This window comes from Kitasatospora sp. NPDC015121, from assembly GCF_055562955.1.
Genome location: NZ_JBVHEH010000028.1, coordinates 40,702 through 57,009, shown reverse-complemented (window position 1 = coordinate 57,009; position 16,308 = coordinate 40,702). Strand labels below are relative to the sequence as shown.

General features: G+C 76.1%; 18 protein-coding genes. 12 read left to right on the top strand and 6 right to left on the bottom strand.

Translation table 11 applies throughout. The annotated features are described in order from the left end of the window. The first annotated feature begins 1 nt into the window (after position 1). Positions 2-1,201 (top strand): glycosyltransferase family 4 protein, encoded by a 1,200-nt coding sequence (locus ACZ3J7_RS32590; protein WP_465626999.1) that lies wholly within the window; start codon positions 2-4, stop codon positions 1,199-1,201. A gap of 133 nt (positions 1,202-1,334) precedes the next feature. Here ACZ3J7_RS32590 and ACZ3J7_RS32585 read toward each other — a convergent pair whose 3' ends face one another. The 3 genes from ACZ3J7_RS32585 to ACZ3J7_RS32575 are packed head-to-tail and all read right to left on the bottom strand — an operon-like array spanning position 1,335 to position 4,100. After that, positions 1,335-2,063, bottom strand: a complete 729-nt coding sequence (locus ACZ3J7_RS32585) for an SAM-dependent methyltransferase (RefSeq protein WP_465626998.1) — start codon at positions 2,061-2,063, stop codon at positions 1,335-1,337. A 29-nt stretch (positions 2,064-2,092) separates the two neighbouring features. Continuing rightward, positions 2,093-3,298, bottom strand: coding sequence for a glycosyltransferase (locus tag ACZ3J7_RS32580; RefSeq protein WP_465627043.1), 1,206 nt, complete (start codon positions 3,296-3,298; stop codon positions 2,093-2,095). A 43-nt stretch (positions 3,299-3,341) separates the two neighbouring features. Beyond that, a complete protein-coding gene (locus ACZ3J7_RS32575; protein ID WP_465626997.1) occupies positions 3,342-4,100 on the bottom strand; it encodes a glutamate racemase in 759 nt (252 codons plus the stop codon). 160 nt (positions 4,101-4,260) lie between these two features. Here ACZ3J7_RS32575 and ACZ3J7_RS32570 point away from each other — a divergent pair, with 160 nt between their 5' ends. Then, positions 4,261-5,484 (top strand): MFS transporter, encoded by a 1,224-nt coding sequence (locus tag ACZ3J7_RS32570; RefSeq protein ID WP_465626996.1) that lies wholly within the window; start codon positions 4,261-4,263, stop codon positions 5,482-5,484. Positions 5,485-5,579: 95 nt separating this feature from the next. Here the strand turns inward: ACZ3J7_RS32570 and ACZ3J7_RS32565 are convergent, their stop codons facing one another. Beyond that, positions 5,580-6,611: a polysaccharide deacetylase family protein gene (locus ACZ3J7_RS32565; protein ID WP_465626995.1), complete on the bottom strand. Its 1,032-nt coding sequence runs from the start codon at positions 6,609-6,611 to the stop codon at positions 5,580-5,582. Positions 6,612-6,945: 334 nt separating this feature from the next. Between ACZ3J7_RS32565 and ACZ3J7_RS32560 the strand changes: the two genes are divergently transcribed. The 6 genes from ACZ3J7_RS32560 to ACZ3J7_RS32535 all read left to right on the top strand — a co-directional run bounded on the left by ACZ3J7_RS32560 (position 6,946) and on the right by ACZ3J7_RS32535 (position 11,535). Continuing rightward, positions 6,946-7,206: a hypothetical protein gene (locus ACZ3J7_RS32560; protein ID WP_465626994.1), complete on the top strand. Its 261-nt coding sequence runs from the start codon at positions 6,946-6,948 to the stop codon at positions 7,204-7,206. 265 nt (positions 7,207-7,471) lie between these two features. Continuing rightward, the gene (locus ACZ3J7_RS32555; protein WP_465626993.1) at positions 7,472-8,299 is read left to right on the top strand and encodes a polysaccharide deacetylase family protein; all 828 of its coding nucleotides are present in this window, start codon (positions 7,472-7,474) and stop codon (positions 8,297-8,299) included. Then, positions 8,292-9,479: a glycosyltransferase gene (locus ACZ3J7_RS32550; protein WP_465626992.1), complete on the top strand. Its 1,188-nt coding sequence runs from the start codon at positions 8,292-8,294 to the stop codon at positions 9,477-9,479. Before ACZ3J7_RS32555 ends, ACZ3J7_RS32550 begins: the two co-directional genes overlap by 8 nt. Before the next feature lie 142 nt (positions 9,480-9,621). Then, positions 9,622-10,287 carry a sugar transferase gene (locus tag ACZ3J7_RS32545; protein WP_465626991.1) on the top strand — a complete coding sequence of 222 codons (666 nt, stop codon included), beginning with the start codon at positions 9,622-9,624 and terminating at the stop codon, positions 10,285-10,287. Between the two features lie 134 nt (positions 10,288-10,421). Beyond that, positions 10,422-11,021: a NeuD/PglB/VioB family sugar acetyltransferase gene (locus ACZ3J7_RS32540; RefSeq protein ID WP_465626990.1), complete on the top strand. Its 600-nt coding sequence runs from the start codon at positions 10,422-10,424 to the stop codon at positions 11,019-11,021. Between the two features lie 31 nt (positions 11,022-11,052). Continuing rightward, positions 11,053-11,535 (top strand): NUDIX hydrolase, encoded by a 483-nt coding sequence (locus ACZ3J7_RS32535; RefSeq protein ID WP_465626989.1) that lies wholly within the window; start codon positions 11,053-11,055, stop codon positions 11,533-11,535. Between the two features lie 73 nt (positions 11,536-11,608). Here ACZ3J7_RS32535 and ACZ3J7_RS32530 read toward each other — a convergent pair whose 3' ends face one another. Both ACZ3J7_RS32530 and ACZ3J7_RS32525 read right to left on the bottom strand, forming a co-directional pair. Beyond that, positions 11,609-12,538, bottom strand: a complete 930-nt coding sequence (locus tag ACZ3J7_RS32530) for an NAD-dependent epimerase/dehydratase family protein (RefSeq protein ID WP_465626988.1) — start codon at positions 12,536-12,538, stop codon at positions 11,609-11,611. A 216-nt stretch (positions 12,539-12,754) separates the two neighbouring features. Further along, positions 12,755-13,309, bottom strand: a complete 555-nt coding sequence (locus ACZ3J7_RS32525) for a PTS-dependent dihydroxyacetone kinase phosphotransferase subunit DhaM (protein WP_465626987.1) — start codon at positions 13,307-13,309, stop codon at positions 12,755-12,757. Positions 13,310-13,540: 231 nt separating this feature from the next. Here ACZ3J7_RS32525 and ACZ3J7_RS32520 point away from each other — a divergent pair, with 231 nt between their 5' ends. From ACZ3J7_RS32520 to ACZ3J7_RS32505, 4 genes are all read left to right on the top strand, one after another. Continuing rightward, positions 13,541-13,798 (top strand): DUF397 domain-containing protein, encoded by a 258-nt coding sequence (locus ACZ3J7_RS32520; RefSeq protein ID WP_465626986.1) that lies wholly within the window; start codon positions 13,541-13,543, stop codon positions 13,796-13,798. Positions 13,799-14,528: 730 nt separating this feature from the next. Beyond that, positions 14,529-15,017, top strand: a complete 489-nt coding sequence (locus tag ACZ3J7_RS32515; RefSeq protein WP_465626985.1) for a hypothetical protein — start codon at positions 14,529-14,531, stop codon at positions 15,015-15,017. A gap of 12 nt (positions 15,018-15,029) precedes the next feature. Then, the gene (locus ACZ3J7_RS32510) at positions 15,030-15,110 is read left to right on the top strand and encodes a putative leader peptide (protein WP_344551819.1); all 81 of its coding nucleotides are present in this window, start codon (positions 15,030-15,032) and stop codon (positions 15,108-15,110) included. A 55-nt stretch (positions 15,111-15,165) separates the two neighbouring features. Continuing rightward, a complete protein-coding gene (locus tag ACZ3J7_RS32505; protein WP_465626984.1) occupies positions 15,166-16,308 on the top strand; it encodes an acyl-CoA dehydrogenase family protein in 1,143 nt (380 codons plus the stop codon).

The following is a 16,308-nucleotide window of genomic DNA, read 5'->3' as shown; positions in this document are numbered from 1 at the left end:
CGTGCGCTCCGTCCGGGTCCTGGTCCACCTCAACAACCTCGCCCTCGGCGGCGCCCAGCTCAACGCCGTCGACATCGCCCGCACCCTGCGCGACCGGGGCCACCGACCGGTGCTGTTCGCCCAGGGCGTCGACGGCCCCGCCCCGCTGGTCGAACTCGCCGCCGGCCACGACCTCGACCTGGTGGTGGCCGGCGACCCGGACACCCCGCACGCCGTGATCCGGGCCCGGCTGACCAAGCTCGCCGAGGAGCACGGCTCCCAGCTGGTCCACGCCTGGGAGGTCCGGGCCGCCCGCAACGCCTACTTCGGCCCCGGCCGCCAGGGCCGGCTGCCGGTCGTCACCACCTTCTACGGCATCCGGATGCTCCGCGGCATGCCCCGCCACCAGCCGCTGGTCCTCGGCCTCGGCGCCCTGCTGCCGGACGGCCGCGCCTTCGGCCACCGCGACCTGCGGCTGATCGAACCGCCCGTCGACACCGACTCCGACGCGCCGGGCGCCGTCTCCGGCGACGCCTTCCGCGCCGAGGTCGGCGCCGCCCCCGACCAGCTCCTGCTCTGCATCGTCACCCGCCTGGTCTCCGGCCTGGAGAAGGACGCCGGCGTCTCCCGGACGATGGCGGCCGTCCGGCTCCTCGACGACCCGGGCCTGGTCCTCGCCGTCGTCGGCGGCGGCCCCAGCGAGGGGCGCCTGCGCGCCGAGGCCGCCCGCCTCAACGAGGAACTGGGCCGCGAGGCGATCGTCCTCACCGGCCAGCGCCCCGACCCCCGCCCCGCCTACCAGGCCGCCGACGTCGTCCTCGGCATGGGCGGCTCCGCCCTGCGCGGCCTCGCCTTCGGCAAGCCCGTCATCGTCCACGGCGCGAGCGGCTACACCGCCGTCCACGAACCCGGCCCGCTGGTCGAACCGCACGCCTCCCGCTGCATGTACGGCCACGGCGACCACCCCGCCGACGCCAAGGCCCTCGCCGCCCAGATCCGCTCCCTCGCCGACGCCCCCGACCGCCGCGCCGAACTCGGCGCCTGGGGCCGCGACTGGGTGGTCGGCCGCTTCTCCCTCGACCACGTCTCCACCGCCTTCGAGGAGATCTACCGCGAGCTCCTCCGCCGGCCCCCCGGCCGCACGGCCTGGCTCCGCGACCTCGAACAGATGTCCCGCTACGAGTTCGTCAAGCCCGCGGCCCGCCGCCTGCTCGGCCGCTGAGCCCCCGTCGGCCGTCCGCGCCCGGAGCGAGGGGCGATCGGGCCCCGGACCCGCCGCCGGACGGGTGCCCGTGCTGCTCCACCCCCGGCCGGCCCCCTCCGGACCGGGCGACGGCCCCACCGGTTCGCCGGCGTCAACTCCCCGGCCGCAGAACCAGCGTGACGAATCCGGAGCGGTCGCGGTCCCCGCTCAGCCAGCGTTCGCGGTGGACGTCCGCCGCCCGCAGGGCCTGCTCGCGGTCGGGCCCCGGGGGCCGGTCGAGGGCCCAGTCGGCGAGGGCGCCGGTCCGGGCCCACGCGTAGGCGTCGAGTTCGGCCCGGTCGGAGGTGTGGCCGGCCACCGGCAGCCAGCCGGCCGCCCGGACGGCGGCGACCGTCCCGGCCAGGTCGAGGAGCCCGTCACCGGACGGCCCCGGGGGCCCGCCCTCCCGGTAGGCCGTGCCGAGCAGCACCGCGCCGCCCGGGGCGAGCAGCGGGCCGATCGCGGCGAGGGCCGGACCGGGCCCGCCGAAGGCGTGCGCCGCACCCACGCACAGCACGGCGTCGAAGGGCTCGGACGCGGTGAACTCCCGCACGTCGGCGTGGTGCAGGCCCAGCCGCCGGTCGGCGCCGAGCAGCCGCGCGGCGCGCAGGGCGGTGCGCAGCGCCTCCGGGTCGGTGTCCACGCCGACGCCGCGGAGCGCGGGGTGGGCGGCCAACGCCCGCAGCAGCCAGGGGGCCTCGCCGCAGCCGAGGTCGAGCACCCGGCCGTCCGGGCGGGCCCGCAGCAGGCGGTCGAGCAGGGTGCGGACCGCCTCGTCGGACAGCGGGGCGGCGATCGGGTGCTCGCGGTGCGCGATCCGGGAGATCTCCTGTCGCTCCATCGTCGGATCCTTCCCGCCGCGCCGCCCCGCTACTCGGCGGGCTGTTCGGCCGACCGCTCGGTGCGCCGGGGCCGCGGGTAGGTGCGGCCCTTCCAGGCGGCGCCGCGGCCGCGCCAGTGCTGGACGGCGGAGTCGACCGTCATCAGCAGGTACAGCAGCGCGGTGAACGGCAGCAGCGGCGCGGCCGCGGCGCGCCGGCCGTAGTGGCGGAGCATCGGCACGTACGTCCCGGCCATCACCGCCCACGCGGCCAGGCCCGCCCCGGCGGTCCACCACGAGCCGGTCGCGGCCCCGGCGACCGAGGCCACCGGCGGCACCAGGTAGACCAGCGCCAGGCCCGCCACCGTCCCGACCAGCAGCGGCGGCGAGTACCGGAGCTGGGCGTACGCGCTGCGCGAGACCATCCGCCACAGCGGGCCCAGACCGGGGTAGGGGCGGACGGAGTCGACCCGGTCGGCGAGGCCCAGCCAGGTCCGGCCGCCGGTGCGCTTGACCGCCCGGGCCAGCGACACGTCGTCGATGACGGCGCCGCGGATCGCCGCGACCCCGCCCGCCCGCTCCAGCGCCGAGCGCCGCACCAGCGAACAGCCGCCGGCCGCCGCGGCCGTCCGGGAGCCCGGACGGTTGGCCCGGCGGAACGGGTACAGCTGGGCGAAGAAGTACACGAACGCCGGGACGATCAGCCGCTCCCAGCGGTCGACCACCCGCAGCCGGGCCATCTGCGAGACCAGGTCGAGACCGCCGCCCTCACCCGCCGCGACCAGCGCCCGCAGCGAACCCGGCCGGTGCGCGATGTCGGCGTCCGTCAGCAGCAGCCACTCCCCGTCCCCGGCCTGCCCGACCCCGTGCCGCAGCGCCCACAGCTTGCCCGTCCACCCCTCGGGCAGCGGCGGGGGAGTGGTCACCGTCAGCTCCAGGCCCCCGGTGCGCGCCGCCAGCTCCCGGGCCAGCGCCCCGGTGCCGTCCGTACTGTGGTCGTCCACCAGCACCACCCGGGCCCGCCCCGGGTACTCCTGGGCGAGCACGCTCGGCAGCGAGGACGGCAGCACCTCCGCCTCGTCCCGGGCCGGCACCAGCACCACCACCGCCGGCCACGTCCCGGGCTCCCCGTCCACGGCGGGCAGCCGCTGGTCCGTCCGCCAGAACCCCCCGTGGCCCGACGCCAGCCACACCCACACCGCCAGCGACACCACCGACACCCACCACAGGACCGTCACCCGGGCAGTCTGCCCGATCCGGTCGGGCCCGTCCCCGGGACACGGCGGGCGGGGCGGGGGGTCAGACCCGGGCGGCGGTCAGGAGTCCGCCCTGCGGGTAGGCGAGGGCCTCGGACTGGAGGGCGGAGGGGCGGCCGGAGTGCAGGACGGTCAGGGTGCCGTCGCCGGGCGGGGAGGTCGGGGCGAGGCGGCGGAGGGTCTGGGCGGCGATCGCGTCGGCGGAGCCGTGCAGGCGGACCGGGGCGGGCAGGGCGGCGGCGATCAGGTCGTCGATCAGTTCGTAGTGGGTGCAGCCGAGGACCACGTCGGTGGTGTCGGCGGGGGTGCGGGCGGCGGCGGAGGCGACGGCCGCGGCGATCGCGGCCCGGTCGGCCCGTTCGACGGCCTCGGCCAGGTCGGGGCAGGCCACCTCGTGGACCCGCGCGGCCCCGCCGAACTCCTCGATCAGCCCGCGCTGGTACGCGCTGCCGGTGGTCCGCGCGGTCGCCCAGATCGCCACCACCCCGCCGGCCGAGGCGGCCGGCTTGATCGCGGGGACCGTCCCGATCACCGGCAGTCCGGGCTCGAACTCGGCCCGCAGGTGCGCCAGCGCGTGCACCGAGGCGGTGTTGCACGCGACCACGAGCGCCTCCGGCCGGTGCGCGGCGGCGGCCCGGGCGCACGCCAGCGCGTGCGCGGTGATGTCCTCGGGCGTCCGCGGGCCCCAGGGCATGCCGTCGGGGTCGCAGGAGACGACCAGGTCCGCGTCGGGCCGCAACCGGCGGATCGCGGCGGCGGCGGCGAGCAGTCCGATTCCGGAGTCCACGAGGGCGATCTTCACGAGCACCGACTCTACCCCGGGGGCGGGGGAGCGACGGCCCCGGTGGGGCGGTCGGCCGGGCACCCGGCTTGCGCCGTCCGACTGACGGTATGACCGGTTTGCGGGCGTGTCCCGGGCCCCGACCGGCGGATCGCGGCGCACCCGCTCAGGGTTGGGTCCCATGGGACAGCTGACAGCATCGAACGAGCGGACACCGGCCGACGACCGGGTGTCGGGCACCGCTTACACCAACCTGGTGGTCGCCACCGTCGGCTTCGCGCTGACCTTCTGGGCGTGGAACCTGATCGCCCCGCTCGCGGGCGAGTTCGACAAGACCCTGCACATGTCGTCGTTCGCCCAGTCCTTCCTGGTCGCGGTGCCGGTGATCGTCGGCTCGCTGGGCCGCGTCCCGGTCGGGGCGCTGACCGACCGCTTCGGGGCGCGGCTGATGTTCCCGCTGATGTCGGCGCTGACCATCGTCCCGGTGCTGCTGCTGATCCCGGCCCGCGAGTCGTACGGGGCGCTGCTGGCCGTCGGCTTCTTCCTGGGGCTGGGCGGCACCACCTTCGCGATCGGGGTGCCGCTGGTGAACTCCTGGTTCCCGCCGCGCAAGCGCGGGCTGGGCGTCGGCGTGTTCGGCATGGGCATGGGCGGCGTCGCGCTGTCCGGGTACTTCACGCCGAGGCTGTGGAAGCACGGCCACGACCTGCCGTTCTGGGTGATGGCGATCGCCCTGGCGGTGTACACGGTGGTCTCCTTCCTCCTCCTGCGCGACCGCCCCGACCGGGTGGTTCCGACCGCCTCGCTGGCCTCCCGGCTCGGCACGGCGGGCAGGCTGCGGGTGACGTGGGAGCTGTCCGCGCTGTACGCGATCGGCTTCGGCGGCATCGTCGCGTTCGGCGTGTACCTGCCGACCTACCTGAAGACCTGGTACGAGCTGTCGGCCACCGACGCCGGCACCAAGGCGGCCGGGTTCGCGCTGGTGACGGTCGTCTTCCGGCCCTTCGGCGGCTGGCTGTCGGACCGGGTCCACCCGGCCGTGGTGACCTGCTGGGCGCTGGGGACCACCGCGCTGTTCGCGATCGTCCAGGCCTTCGACCCGGACCTCAGCCCGGTCGGGACCATCGCGTTCCTGGTGATGGCGGCCGGTCTCGGCACCACCAGCGGCTCGGTGTTCGCCCTGGTCGCGCAGGTCACGCCGGTCGCCCAGGTCGGCTCGGTGACCGGCATCGTCGGCGCGATCGGCGGCCTCGGCGGCTTCGTCCCGCCGCTGGTGATGGGGGCGATCTACAGCGCCAAGGGCAGCTACTCGATCGGCTTCATGCTGCTCTCCGACCTGGCCCTGGCCGGCGCGGTCTACGCGATCGGCCGGATGCGCGGCATCCGCCCCAACGTCACCGCCTGAGCCCGCACGCCGAGCGGCCCGCACCCCCGGAGTCGGAGGGGGTGCGGGCCGCTCGGCGCGCGGGCCCGGCCGTCGCCCGGCCGTCGCCCGGTCGGTCAGGCCTGGGCGCCCAGCAGCCGCTGCACCGCCGGCTCCAGGCCGGACAGGATGGTGTCGAAGCGGCGCGTCGAGGTGGTCGAGTCGACCTGCAGGCGACTGATCCGCAGCGGGTGCTCCGGCAGCCGGGGGCCCAGGCGGTGGTCGGAGAGGAAGCCGAGCCGGTAGCCGAGCCGGCGCAGCACCGCGTCCGCCCGCTCGTCGAAGCCGCCGTCCGGGTAGGCGAACGCGGACGGGGCCTCGCCCAGCCAGCGGGTCAGCACCCGGTGCGCGCCGGCGATCTCCGCCTGCACCGTCGCCTCGTCGCAGCGCCGCAGCGAGGGGTGCCCCAGGGTGTGGTTGCCGACCGTGACGTCCGCGTCCCGCAGGGTGCGCAGGTCCTCCGGGCGGAGCTGCTCGCGGGCCGGCGGGCGGCGGTGCGCGGAGACCCGCAGCTCGGCCAGGCTGCGCCGGCGGTCCGGGTCGGGCATCGCCTTGAGCAGCGCCAGCACCCGGTCCGGGTCGGCGCCCCGGGGCAGCAGCCGGGCCCGGCCGCCGTGCTGGGAGAGGAACGCCGCCTCGTGCCACCAGAACGGCTTCTCGGTACCGACCAGCTCGGCGATCACGAACGCGGCCGCCGGGATCCGCCGCGCCACCAGCTCGGGCAGCGCGTGCCGCAGCACGGTGCGGTCCGGGTCGTCGAAGGTCACCAGCACCGAGCGCGGCGGCAGCGGCCGCCCCTCGGCCAGCGAGAGCTCGACGTCCCGCACCGACACCGGGGTGGCCAGCCGCCGCAGCCGGTCCAGCTGCGCGCCGAACGAGCGCGGGTCGGTGACCCCGTGGTAGGCGAGCACGGCGAGGCGCTGCGCCGCCCGGGCCCGGAACAGCGGCTGGGCGGGGCTGAAGCGCAGCCAGCTGCCCCGGTCCCGCCCCCGGCCCTGTCCCCGCTCCCGGAGCGGGCGCGGAGCGGCGGGCGACGGGACGACGGGCTGGGGCGGGGCGCAGACGGCGGCGGCAGTGGTGGCGGTGGCTGTGGCGGTGGCGTACGGCACGGTTCCCCCCTCGGTCGCCGGCAAGCGGCGTGGCGGTACCGTCGGCAGGCGGAGCCCGGCCTCCGACCCCGGGCGCGGCGGCTCCGCACCCGAGTGATCTAGCCCGCGGCGGGCACTCCCAATCCCGCTCGTCGGACGGCTCCTGGATCGCTCAATGTAGTGGAGACCCACGACGTCCCGGGATGGTTGTACGCCGGACGGCGAGATTTCGCGGGCGGTCCGGAACCCGTCCCGAAGCCCCCCGGAAGCCCTTGCGGACGGACCGCCTCCGGGGCGGTGCGCAAGGGTCCGAGGTCGGTGGCCCGCATCCCCGTGCCGGGTTACCGTGGAAGGCATGGCAGACACCCGAAGTGACCGTGCCGTCACCCGCCGTTCCAGCGTGTTCGGCGGCTGCGCGCTGCGCCGGCACCAGCCGCTGCTGGCCCTGCTCGGCCTGGTCTGCGTGGGGATGGGCATCGCCGTCGCGGTGCTCGTCCCGCGGAGCGACGGCCCCGCGTGGGTGATGGCCGTGGCCGGCTGCCTGGCCGCGGGCCTGCTGCTGCTGGCCCGGATCGGCCTCGCCCTGCTCCGCCCCGGCGGCGGCGCGACCCCCTGAGCGGAGCCCCGGACCGGGCCGACCACCATGGCCGGCCCGTGCCGGTCTCGGCGGGTGATCGGCTCGTGACCGGCTCGCGTCCGGGAAACGTCCACCAATGGGACAGGACCGGTCGGACCGCCTGATTTTCGGCCTACCTACGCACTTCTTTCACGTTTCCGGGGCAGCAGCCCCACAGTTCCCCCTACTGTGATGCGCATCGCCCGCGGCAGCCGCGGGCCGGGGAGTCACAGGTTCCGGTGCGGGGGCACCGCGAGGGGGATGCATGGCGAGCACCGCCGCCCAGGCCGGAGGCATCCGGTCGAAGGTCAAGCAGCAGCTGGCCCGCGCGGCCGGCCGGGTGCCCGGCGAAGGCGCCACCGTCCTCATCTACCACCGGGTCGGCGGCGGCACGTCCGACGAGCTCGACCTGGCCACCGCCGACTTCACCGCCCAGGTGGACCTGCTCGCCGAGCTCCCGCCCGGCCGGGTGGTCCCGCTGGACACCGCCGCCGACCGCCTCGACGCCGGCCTGCGCACCCCCAGCACCGTCCTCACCTTCGACGACGGCTTCGCCGACACCTACGAGACGGCCTGGCCGCTGCTCAGGGAGCGCGGCCTGCCGTTCACCGTCTACCTGGCCAGCGGCCTGGTCGGCGGCCCGATGCGCTGGGAGGGCTCCACCGCCAAGGGCGCCCCCGCCACCGGCCTCAGCTGGGAGCAGCTGCGCGAGATGACCGCGTCCGGGCTGTGCACCGTCGCCAACCACACCCGCAGCCACGCCCGCCCCGAACTGCTCACCACCAGCGAGCTCGACGCCTGCGGCGACGACGTCGAGGAGCACCTCGGCACCCGGCCCCGGCACTTCGCCTACACCTGGGGACGCCCCGTCCCGCACATGGACGCCGCGCTGCGGGCCCGCTTCCGCACCTCCGCCACCGGCCAGGTCGGCCGGAACCTGCCCGGCTTCGACCCGGTCCGCTTCCACCGCGTCCCGGTCCGGCGCACCGACCCGATCGACTTCTTCCGGGCCAAGCTGTATGGCCGGCTCGTCCCCGAGCGCGCCTACGCCCGGATCGTCGCCACCGCGAAGGCGGTGGGCGCCGGTGCCTGACCAGCTCCCGCTCCGCCTGCGCGGCGAAGGGGGCCGGCCGCTGCGGGTCGCCCACCTCACCACCGTCGACATGTCGCTGCACCTGCTGCTCGCCACCGAGCTCACCGTCGACGTCGAACACGGCCTGCACACCTACGGCATCAGCGCCCCCGGCCCCTACCTGGAGCGGATCGAGCGGATCGGCGTCCGGCACCGGCCGCTGCCCTCGCTCACCCGGGCCTGGCAGCCGCGCGCCGACCTCGCCGCCGCCCGCGAACTGCTCGCCGTGCTGCGCGAGACCCGCCCCGACGTGCTGCACACCCACAACCCGAAGACCGGCGTGCTGGGACGGGTCCTCGGCCGGCTCGCCCGCGTCCCGGTGGTCGTCAACACCTGCCACGGGCTCTGGGCGCAGGCCCACGACCCGCTCGCCAAGCGGCTCGCCGTGCTCGGCGCCGAGGCGTTCGCGGCCCGCTTCTCGCACGCCGAGCTCTACCAGAACGCCGAGGACCACGCCACGCTCGCCCGTTGGGGCGTCCCGGCGAAACGTTCCCGCGTCGTCGGCAACGGCGTCGACCTCGACCGGTTCCCCGCCCCCGGCCCCGCCCGGGACGCCCTGCGCGCCCGGCTGCGCGGCGAACTCGGCCTCGCCGAGGACGAGCTGCTGGTCGGCGGGGTCGGCCGCCGGGTCGCCGAGAAGGGCATCCGGGAGTACGCCGGGGCCGCCCGCGCGCTGGCCGGCAAGGCCCGCTTCGTCTGGATCGGCCCCGACGACCCCGACAAGCCGGACGCGCTGCGCGCCGCCGAGGCCGGCGTCGAGTTCCTCGGCGCCCGCGACGACATGCCCGCCGTGTACGCCGCCCTCGACGTCTTCGTCCTCCCCTCCTACCGGGAGGGCTTCTCCCGCTCCGGCATGGAGGCCGCCGCCAGCGGCCTGCCCATGCTGCTCAGCGACATCCGCGGCTGCCGCGAGATCGGCACCCACGACCGGCACCTGCTGCTCGCCCCGGCGGGCGACGCCGCCGCCCTGACCACCGCCCTGGACCGGCTCCTCACCGAGCCCGGCCTGCGGGCACGCCTGGGCGCGGCGGCCCGCCGCCGCGCCCTCGACCGGTTCGACCAGCGCGCGGTCGCCCGGGTCTCGTTGGAGACCTACGCCGCCGTCGCCCGCCGCCGCGGGCTGCGCTGGAGCACCGACTGAGCCCCGGCACCACCGCACCACGCACGCACGCACCACGCACCACCAGGCACCGCCCACCGTCCGCACACCACCGCCGTACGCGCGCCGAGCAGCCCGAGGCGCGACCGCAACGACACCACGCACCAACCCAGTTGGGGGAGAAATGAAGCGAGGGGGGGACCTCGCGATCACCATGCTGGCCGGGATCATCGCGCTCCCGCTTGGCCTGCTGATCGCCCTCCTGATCCGTGCCACCATGGGCGGACCGGTGATCTTCCGACAGACCCGCTCCGGCCGGCACGGCCAGGAGTTCCGCATCCTCAAGTTCCGCACCATGCGCGACAAGCGCCACGAGGACGAGCCCGACGCCCCGCGCATCACCCGCCTCGGCGCGCTGCTGCGCAAGACCAGCCTGGACGAGCTCCCGCAGCTGTGGAACGTCGTCCGCGGCGAGATGGGCGTCATCGGCCCCCGCCCCACCCTGCCCGAGCAGGTCGTCCACTACACCGACCGCCAGCGCGGCCGGCTCGCCCTGCGCCCCGGCCTCACCGGCTGGGCCCAGGTCCGCGGCCGCAACTCCATCACCTGGCCCGAGCGCATCGAACTCGACCTCTGGTACATCGAACACCGCAGCCTCGCCCTCGACCTGCGGATCCTCGCCCTCACCGCGAAGACACTGCTGCGCCCCACCGGCATCACCGCCGCCGGCGGCGTCAACCCAGGCTTCCCGGTCCCGGCCCCCGCCGAGGCCCCCGCGTCGCGGATCGTCCTGCCCCGGCAGGCCACCGCGACCGCACCCCGGCTGGCCCGGGAGGAACTGCGCGGCTGAGTCGCCGGGCGCGACGGTCCGGCCGGGCGGCAGCGGGCGACCGCGGCCGCCCGGCCGGTACGTTGACGGGGCACCACGAGGACAGGCACGGCACAGGCACGACAGGCCCGGCGGGCACGGACGGAGAACGGCGCATGGTGTGGATCGCGGGCGCGGGCGGGGTCGGCCGGGAGGCGCTGGACGTGGCGCTCGCCGCGGGCGTCGAGGTCGACGGGTTCCTGGACGACCGGCTGGCCGGCGGCGAGGTGCGCGGGCTGCCCGTCCGCAAGCCGTCCGAACTGCCCGCCGGCGCGCCCTACCTGGTCGGCATCGCGGACCCGGCGGTGCGGGCCCGGCTGGCCGCGCTGCTGGACGCGGCCGGCGGGCACCCGGTCACCCTGGTGCACCCCCGGGCGATCGTCGCCCCCGCGACCGAACTGGCCGCCGGCTGCCTGGTGATGGGCGGTGCGCACGTCTCCAGCAGCGTCCGGTTCGGCCCGCACAGCCAGGTCCACTACAACGCGACGGTCGGGCACGACACCGTGCTCGGCACCCGCGTCACCGTCTACCCGGGCGCCAACGTCTCCGGTGCCGTCCGGCTGGAGGACGACAGCACGGTCGGCTCCGGCGCGGTCGTCCTGCAGGGGCGCACCGTCGGCCGGGCCGCGTTCGTCGGCGCCGCCGCCACCGTCACCCGCGACGTCCCCGCCGCCACCACCGTCGTCGGCACCCCGGCCCGCCCGATGCCGCGCTGAGCCGCCCCGCCCGCTCGCATAGGCTGCCCGCATGGGAATTCCTGCGTTTCTGGCGGAACTGCGCGAGGTGGTCGGACACCGGCCGCTGTGGCTGTCCGGGGTGTCGGCGGTGGTGGTGGACGAGGCCGGGCGGGTGCTGCTCGGCAAGCGGGTGGACAACGGGCGGTGGGCGCTGATCGGCGGCATCATCGACCCGGGCGAGCAGCCCGCGGACACCGTGGTGCGCGAGTGCCGCGAGGAGACCGGGGTGACGGTGCTGCCCGAGCGGCTGGTCTCGGTGGCCGTCTCGCCGATGATCCACTACCCGAACGGCGACCGCACCCAGTACCTCGACCTGGTCTTCCGCTGCCGCCCGCTGTCCGGCGAGGCCCGGGTGAACGACGACGAGTCGACGGAGGTCGGCTGGTTCCACCCGGACGAGCTGCCCGAGTTGGAGCCCCGCGCGCTGGACCACATCGCCCGCGCGCTGGCGAACAAGAGCGAGACGCACTTCGAGCTGACGGAGCGCCAGTAGCGCGGCGGCGCGCGAGGGGGGCGCGGCGGCGGAAGGGGCGCGTGCCCGGCGCGCGCCCCCGGCGACCGGCGGGTCAGAGCGTGCGGAACCAGTCCGCGGTGCGCCGCAGGCCCTCCGTCAGCGGGACGGGCGCGACGTCCGGGAACAGCTCGCGCAGCCGGGAGTTGTCGGCCTGCGAGTCCCGCACGTCCCCCGGCCGCGGCTCGACGTGCTCGGCCGTCACCGGACCGCCCAGCACCCCGCCCAGCAGGTCGATCAGCTCCAGCAGCGAGGTGCGCGTCCCGAAGGCCAGGTTCACCGGGTCCGCGCAGACCACCCGCCGCAGCACCGCCTCGGCCAGCACCTGGGTGACCGTGCCGACGTAGGTGAAGTCCCGGCTCTGCCCGCCGTCCCCGTGCACCGTCACCGGCCGCCCGGCCAGCGCCGCGTCCAGGAACGCGGGCACCACGGCCGCGTACGCGTGCCCGGCCGGCTGCAGCGGGCCGAAGACGTTGAAGAAGCGCAGTGGCAGCACGCCCAGGCCGTAGCAGTGGTGGTACGCGCCGAGGTAGGACTCGGCGGCGAGCTTGGAGACCGCGTACGGGCTCATCGGCACCGTGCGCATCGACTCCCGCTTGGGCAGCTCCCGGTTGGCGCCGTACACCGAGGACGAGGACGCCGCCACGACGTACAGGCCGCCGGCCCGGCGGGCCGCCTCCAGCACCTCCAGGGTGCCGGTGGCGTTCGCCCGGTGGGTGGCCAGCGGGGCGGCGATCGACCTCGGCACGGACGGCAGGGCCGCCAGGTGCACCACCGCGTCGGCGCCGGTGAACGCCACGTCCAGCAGCGCCGGGTCGAGGATGCTGCCCTCGAAGAAGGCGACGTCCACCCCGGTCAGATTGGCCTTGCTGCCGGTGGACAGGTCGTCCACCACGCGGACCTCCGTCACCTCCTGACGGGACGTCAACTCCCTGGCCAGATTGGCCCCGATGAACCCTGCTCCGCCGGTGATCACCACACGCATGGACGCGTACCACCCCTCGGTCGGGCCCGGGGACTCCCCCCGCCGGGCCGATGGGCCGACTCTAGCGGCGGACCCGTGCCCGGCGTACACGAAACCAGCACAGTCGCTGCCAAACCGACCCATCGGACACATCTCGTCCGACCGGCGGGAGCCGGAGGAACGGGAGCCGGAGGAACGGGAGGCGCAGGACGGGCCGGGGCCGGGGGAGCGGGGCCGTCAGCGCTTGGGGAGGCGGGCGGTCTCCTCCGCCGCGTCCAGCACCGCCGCCAGGTCGCCGCCGGCCGTCGCGGTCGCCACCGCCGCCACCGCGCCCTCCACGAACGGGGCGTCGGCGAACCGGGTCGGGAACGGCAGGCCGTGCTCGTCGGCCGCCGCCAGTACGGCCAGCACCGTGCGGACCGGGCCGTCCAGGTCGCACAGCACCGCGACGCCGTGGCCCTGGTCGACCCGGCGGGCCGCCGAGGCCACCAGCACCGCGCTCACGCCCGGGCCGCCCGCCGGGCCGTCCGCCGGATCGCCGCCGGTCGCCGCGACCGGCGCCGGGTCGTCGGTCTCCACCACCGCCAGGGCCAGCGCCCGCACCGCCTCGGCGAGTTCCCGGCTGTGCGACACCAGCACCAGCCCCACCCGCCCGAGCCCGGCCGGCCGGGCCGGCCGCGGCACCGACGGCGCCGGCGCGGTCACCGTGCCGGTGGCCGCCCCCACCGGCGGGGCCGACGGCGCGGTGGTGATCGGGATGACGTCGGCGCGGCTGCCGTCCCGCTGGTCCATCGGCTGCTCCCGGGTGCGTCGCTGACTGGCTCCTGCCCACCCATCCTCACCCCGACCCCGCCCCGACCCCGTCCTTTAGCACAGGTGTCGGCCCTGGACGGCCGGATCGGCCCATCTCCACCACCCGCCGGGCCCGCCGGAACGGAACCGCCGGACCGGGCGGCCCGGAGTGACTAGGGTGGTCGCCCAGGACGACGGCCGGAAGCGGCCGACAGGCGGGAGGACGCGCGAATGGCGATGACGCCGGCAGAGGCGGCACGGGCGGCGGACGAGCGGCGCAAGATCGAGCTCGACCTCGGCGGCGCCGAGTGGCAGAACGCGGCCGACGACGAGCGGGGCGTCCAGATCGCCTTCGTCGACGGCTACATCGCGATGCGCAACGGCGCGGAACCGGACGGCCCCGCCCTGGTCTTCACCCCCGCCGAGTGGCGGGCCTTCGTGCTCGGCGCCCGGGACGGCGAGTTCGACCCGCGCAACCAGGGCCACTAGCTCGACCGGGGCCACTGGCTCGACCGGGGCCGCCAGGCGGGGCGCAGGTGACGACTGGGCATACGCCGAGGTTACGAAAGAGTTCTGATGGACCGAATCTTGTTGACTGTTCGACAAGGCTGCCAGCACAGTAAGAGCAGGCAGACGCCGTGCCTACCGCCCCCACGCGGTATAGGCACGGCGCCCGCTTGTGCTGCCCGTCAACGGCGCCGATGACGGGCTCTCCCAACCCCACTGCCGCACAGGGGTGCGGCCGCCGTCGCAACGGGAGTGACCCGACCGGGAAGAGCTACTCCCCGGCTGGGCCGAAGCCCGGATTCCGCACGCCCCCACGCGGCGGTGATCCGGGCAAGGTCCGCGAGTGCGACGGCGAAGGGCCCCGCGAACCTGGCTCATGGTGTTATGTGGCTGTAGACGCACCGATCCTGATGGCGCGTCGACCACCCGGAGCCGCCGGCAATCACCCGCAGGCTCCAGGAACAGTCTAAGAACCATTGAATCAGCAAATGGTGCTCGGAGTTCACACGACCGCGTGCGCAGTGAGGGAATGCGCGCAAGGCACGCTGCGACAGACCGCTCCCTGTGGATATCGCCCCGGAGCGGCCGTCGTGCTGAACCGAACGTAGCCCGGACGGTTGCTCAGAGTCAACATTGGTCCCTGAGCGTAGATCCGGGCCTGATCGCGGACCCGCGCAGCGGCCCCCGCCCACCGGACACGTACGATGGGCCCATGTCATTTCTCCGCCGTCGCTCCGGACAGCCCGCGGGCCCGGACTTCGACGTACTGGCCATGGATCCGGGCGACTGGCCCGGCGACTACCAGGCCATGATCCTGGCCGGTCAGGACGGGTCCTGCCAAGGCGTTTTCCTGCAGTACGACCTGCTCGGCGGCCGCGGCCCGGCCATGCTGATCGGCAACGTCCCGCAGGAGTCGCCCGCCCGCGAGAGCGAGGACGGCGTGCCCCTGGAGGCCCGCCAGCTGCTCGCCTCGCTGGAGAACGAGGAGCCGGTCGACTTCGTCTCCGCCGAGGACTTCCCCGTCATGCTCGGCGACGACCTGCTGATCGTCCGCAAGGTCAAGGTCACCGAGGAGCGCCTCTACTGCTCCCAGTTCGGCCGCAGCGACGGCGTGCAGGTCACCATCGCCTCCTGGGACCGACCGATTTCGGACGACCTCTACCAGCTCCTCAAGCCGCTCCCGGCCGAGATGTTCCAGTAGGCCCGGCCCGAGATGCCCCGGCCGCTGCTGCTGACCCGACGCCTGCACGTGGACCTCCGGCGCACCGCCGGCGCGGTCTGTCCGGCTTCCTGACCCCTCACGTCACGGACGCCCGACAACCCCCCGCCGCCCGCCCGGAGGCCCCGCCATGACCCGCACCGCCGCGCAGCCGACCGTTCCCACCCCCACCCCCGCCGCCGCGGAGGCGGCCGACGGCGCCGTCGACCGCGCCCTCGCCCGGCTGCCCCGGGTCGTCGACCTGCTGGCCGCCCGCGCCGCCGAGCACGACCGCGACGGCACCTTCCCCTACCAGGGCATCGAGACCGTCCACGAGGCCGGACTGCTCACCCTCACCGTCGGCCGCCGCCACAACGGCCCCGGCGCCGGCCTCGCCGACACCGTCCGGGTGCTGGCCAGACTCGGCCGGGGCGACGCCTCCGTCGCGCTGCTCACCGCCAACACCCTGCTGCACCACGCCGAACAGAGCCGCACCGCCCCCTGGCCCGCCGCGCTCTACCGGCGGCTGCTCACCGAGTCCCGGCGCGGCCCCGCCCTGGTCGGCACGCTGCGCGCCCCGGCCGGCCGACCGCCCGCCGTCACCGCGCACTGGCAGGGCGGCTCCTGGCTGCTCGGCGGCCGCGCCCCGCACTGCCCCGGCGCCGAGGCGCTCGCCTGGCTGGTCGTCGAGGCCCGCACCACCGAGGCCCAGCCCCGCACCGGCCTGTTCCTGGTCCGCGCCGACAGCCCCGGCCTGGAGATCGACCCCGCCGCCGACCAGCTCGGCCTGCGCGCCGCGGCCGGCCACGACGTCCTGCTGGAGGACACCCGGATCGGCACCGACGCCGCGCTGCTCTCCAAGGGGCCGGCCTTCCCCGCCGACCCGGTCGCCGCCGCCTGGCGGCAACTCGCCCTCACCGCCGTCCTGCTGGGCACCGCCCGGGCCGCCCTCGACTGGGCCGCCGGACGGCTCCGCGGCACCGCCGACACCCACCGCCGTCCGCTCGGCGAACTCGACGCGGCGCTCACCGGCGCCGAGGAACTCGTGCACGCCCTCGCCGCCCGCACCGACGCCGACCCGGCCGCCGCGACCCGCGCCCCCGCCGTCCAACTGCTCGCCGCCCGCACCGCCACCGACACCGTGCAGCGGGCCCTCGCCCTCACCGGCAGCGCCGGTCTCGACCGGCGCCACCCGCTGGAGCGTCACCTGCGCGACACCCTCAGCCTGCGCACCCGGCTCCCCGCCGAGGACGCCGTGCTGGACGCCCTCGGCGAAGCCCTGCTGGCGGGCTGA

Coding starts and splice junctions, on each gene's coding strand:
- ACZ3J7_RS32585 (WP_465626998.1), bottom strand. CDS start 2,063: ATGGAGCGACAGGAGATCTCCCGGATCGCGCACCGCGAGCACCCGATC.
- ACZ3J7_RS32570 (WP_465626996.1), top strand. CDS start 4,261: ATGGGACAGCTGACAGCATCGAACGAGCGGACACCGGCCGACGACCGG.
- ACZ3J7_RS32560 (WP_465626994.1), top strand. CDS start 6,946: ATGGCAGACACCCGAAGTGACCGTGCCGTCACCCGCCGTTCCAGCGTG.
- ACZ3J7_RS32555 (WP_465626993.1), top strand. CDS start 7,472: ATGGCGAGCACCGCCGCCCAGGCCGGAGGCATCCGGTCGAAGGTCAAG.
- ACZ3J7_RS32545 (WP_465626991.1), top strand. CDS start 9,622: ATGAAGCGAGGGGGGGACCTCGCGATCACCATGCTGGCCGGGATCATC.
- ACZ3J7_RS32540 (WP_465626990.1), top strand. CDS start 10,422: ATGGTGTGGATCGCGGGCGCGGGCGGGGTCGGCCGGGAGGCGCTGGAC.
- ACZ3J7_RS32535 (WP_465626989.1), top strand. CDS start 11,053: ATGGGAATTCCTGCGTTTCTGGCGGAACTGCGCGAGGTGGTCGGACAC.
- ACZ3J7_RS32530 (WP_465626988.1), bottom strand. CDS start 12,538: ATGCGTGTGGTGATCACCGGCGGAGCAGGGTTCATCGGGGCCAATCTG.
- ACZ3J7_RS32525 (WP_465626987.1), bottom strand. CDS start 13,309: ATGGACCAGCGGGACGGCAGCCGCGCCGACGTCATCCCGATCACCACC.
- ACZ3J7_RS32520 (WP_465626986.1), top strand. CDS start 13,541: ATGGCGATGACGCCGGCAGAGGCGGCACGGGCGGCGGACGAGCGGCGC.
- ACZ3J7_RS32515 (WP_465626985.1), top strand. CDS start 14,529: ATGTCATTTCTCCGCCGTCGCTCCGGACAGCCCGCGGGCCCGGACTTC.
- ACZ3J7_RS32510 (WP_344551819.1), top strand. CDS start 15,030: ATGCCCCGGCCGCTGCTGCTGACCCGACGCCTGCACGTGGACCTCCGG.
- ACZ3J7_RS32505 (WP_465626984.1), top strand. CDS start 15,166: ATGACCCGCACCGCCGCGCAGCCGACCGTTCCCACCCCCACCCCCGCC.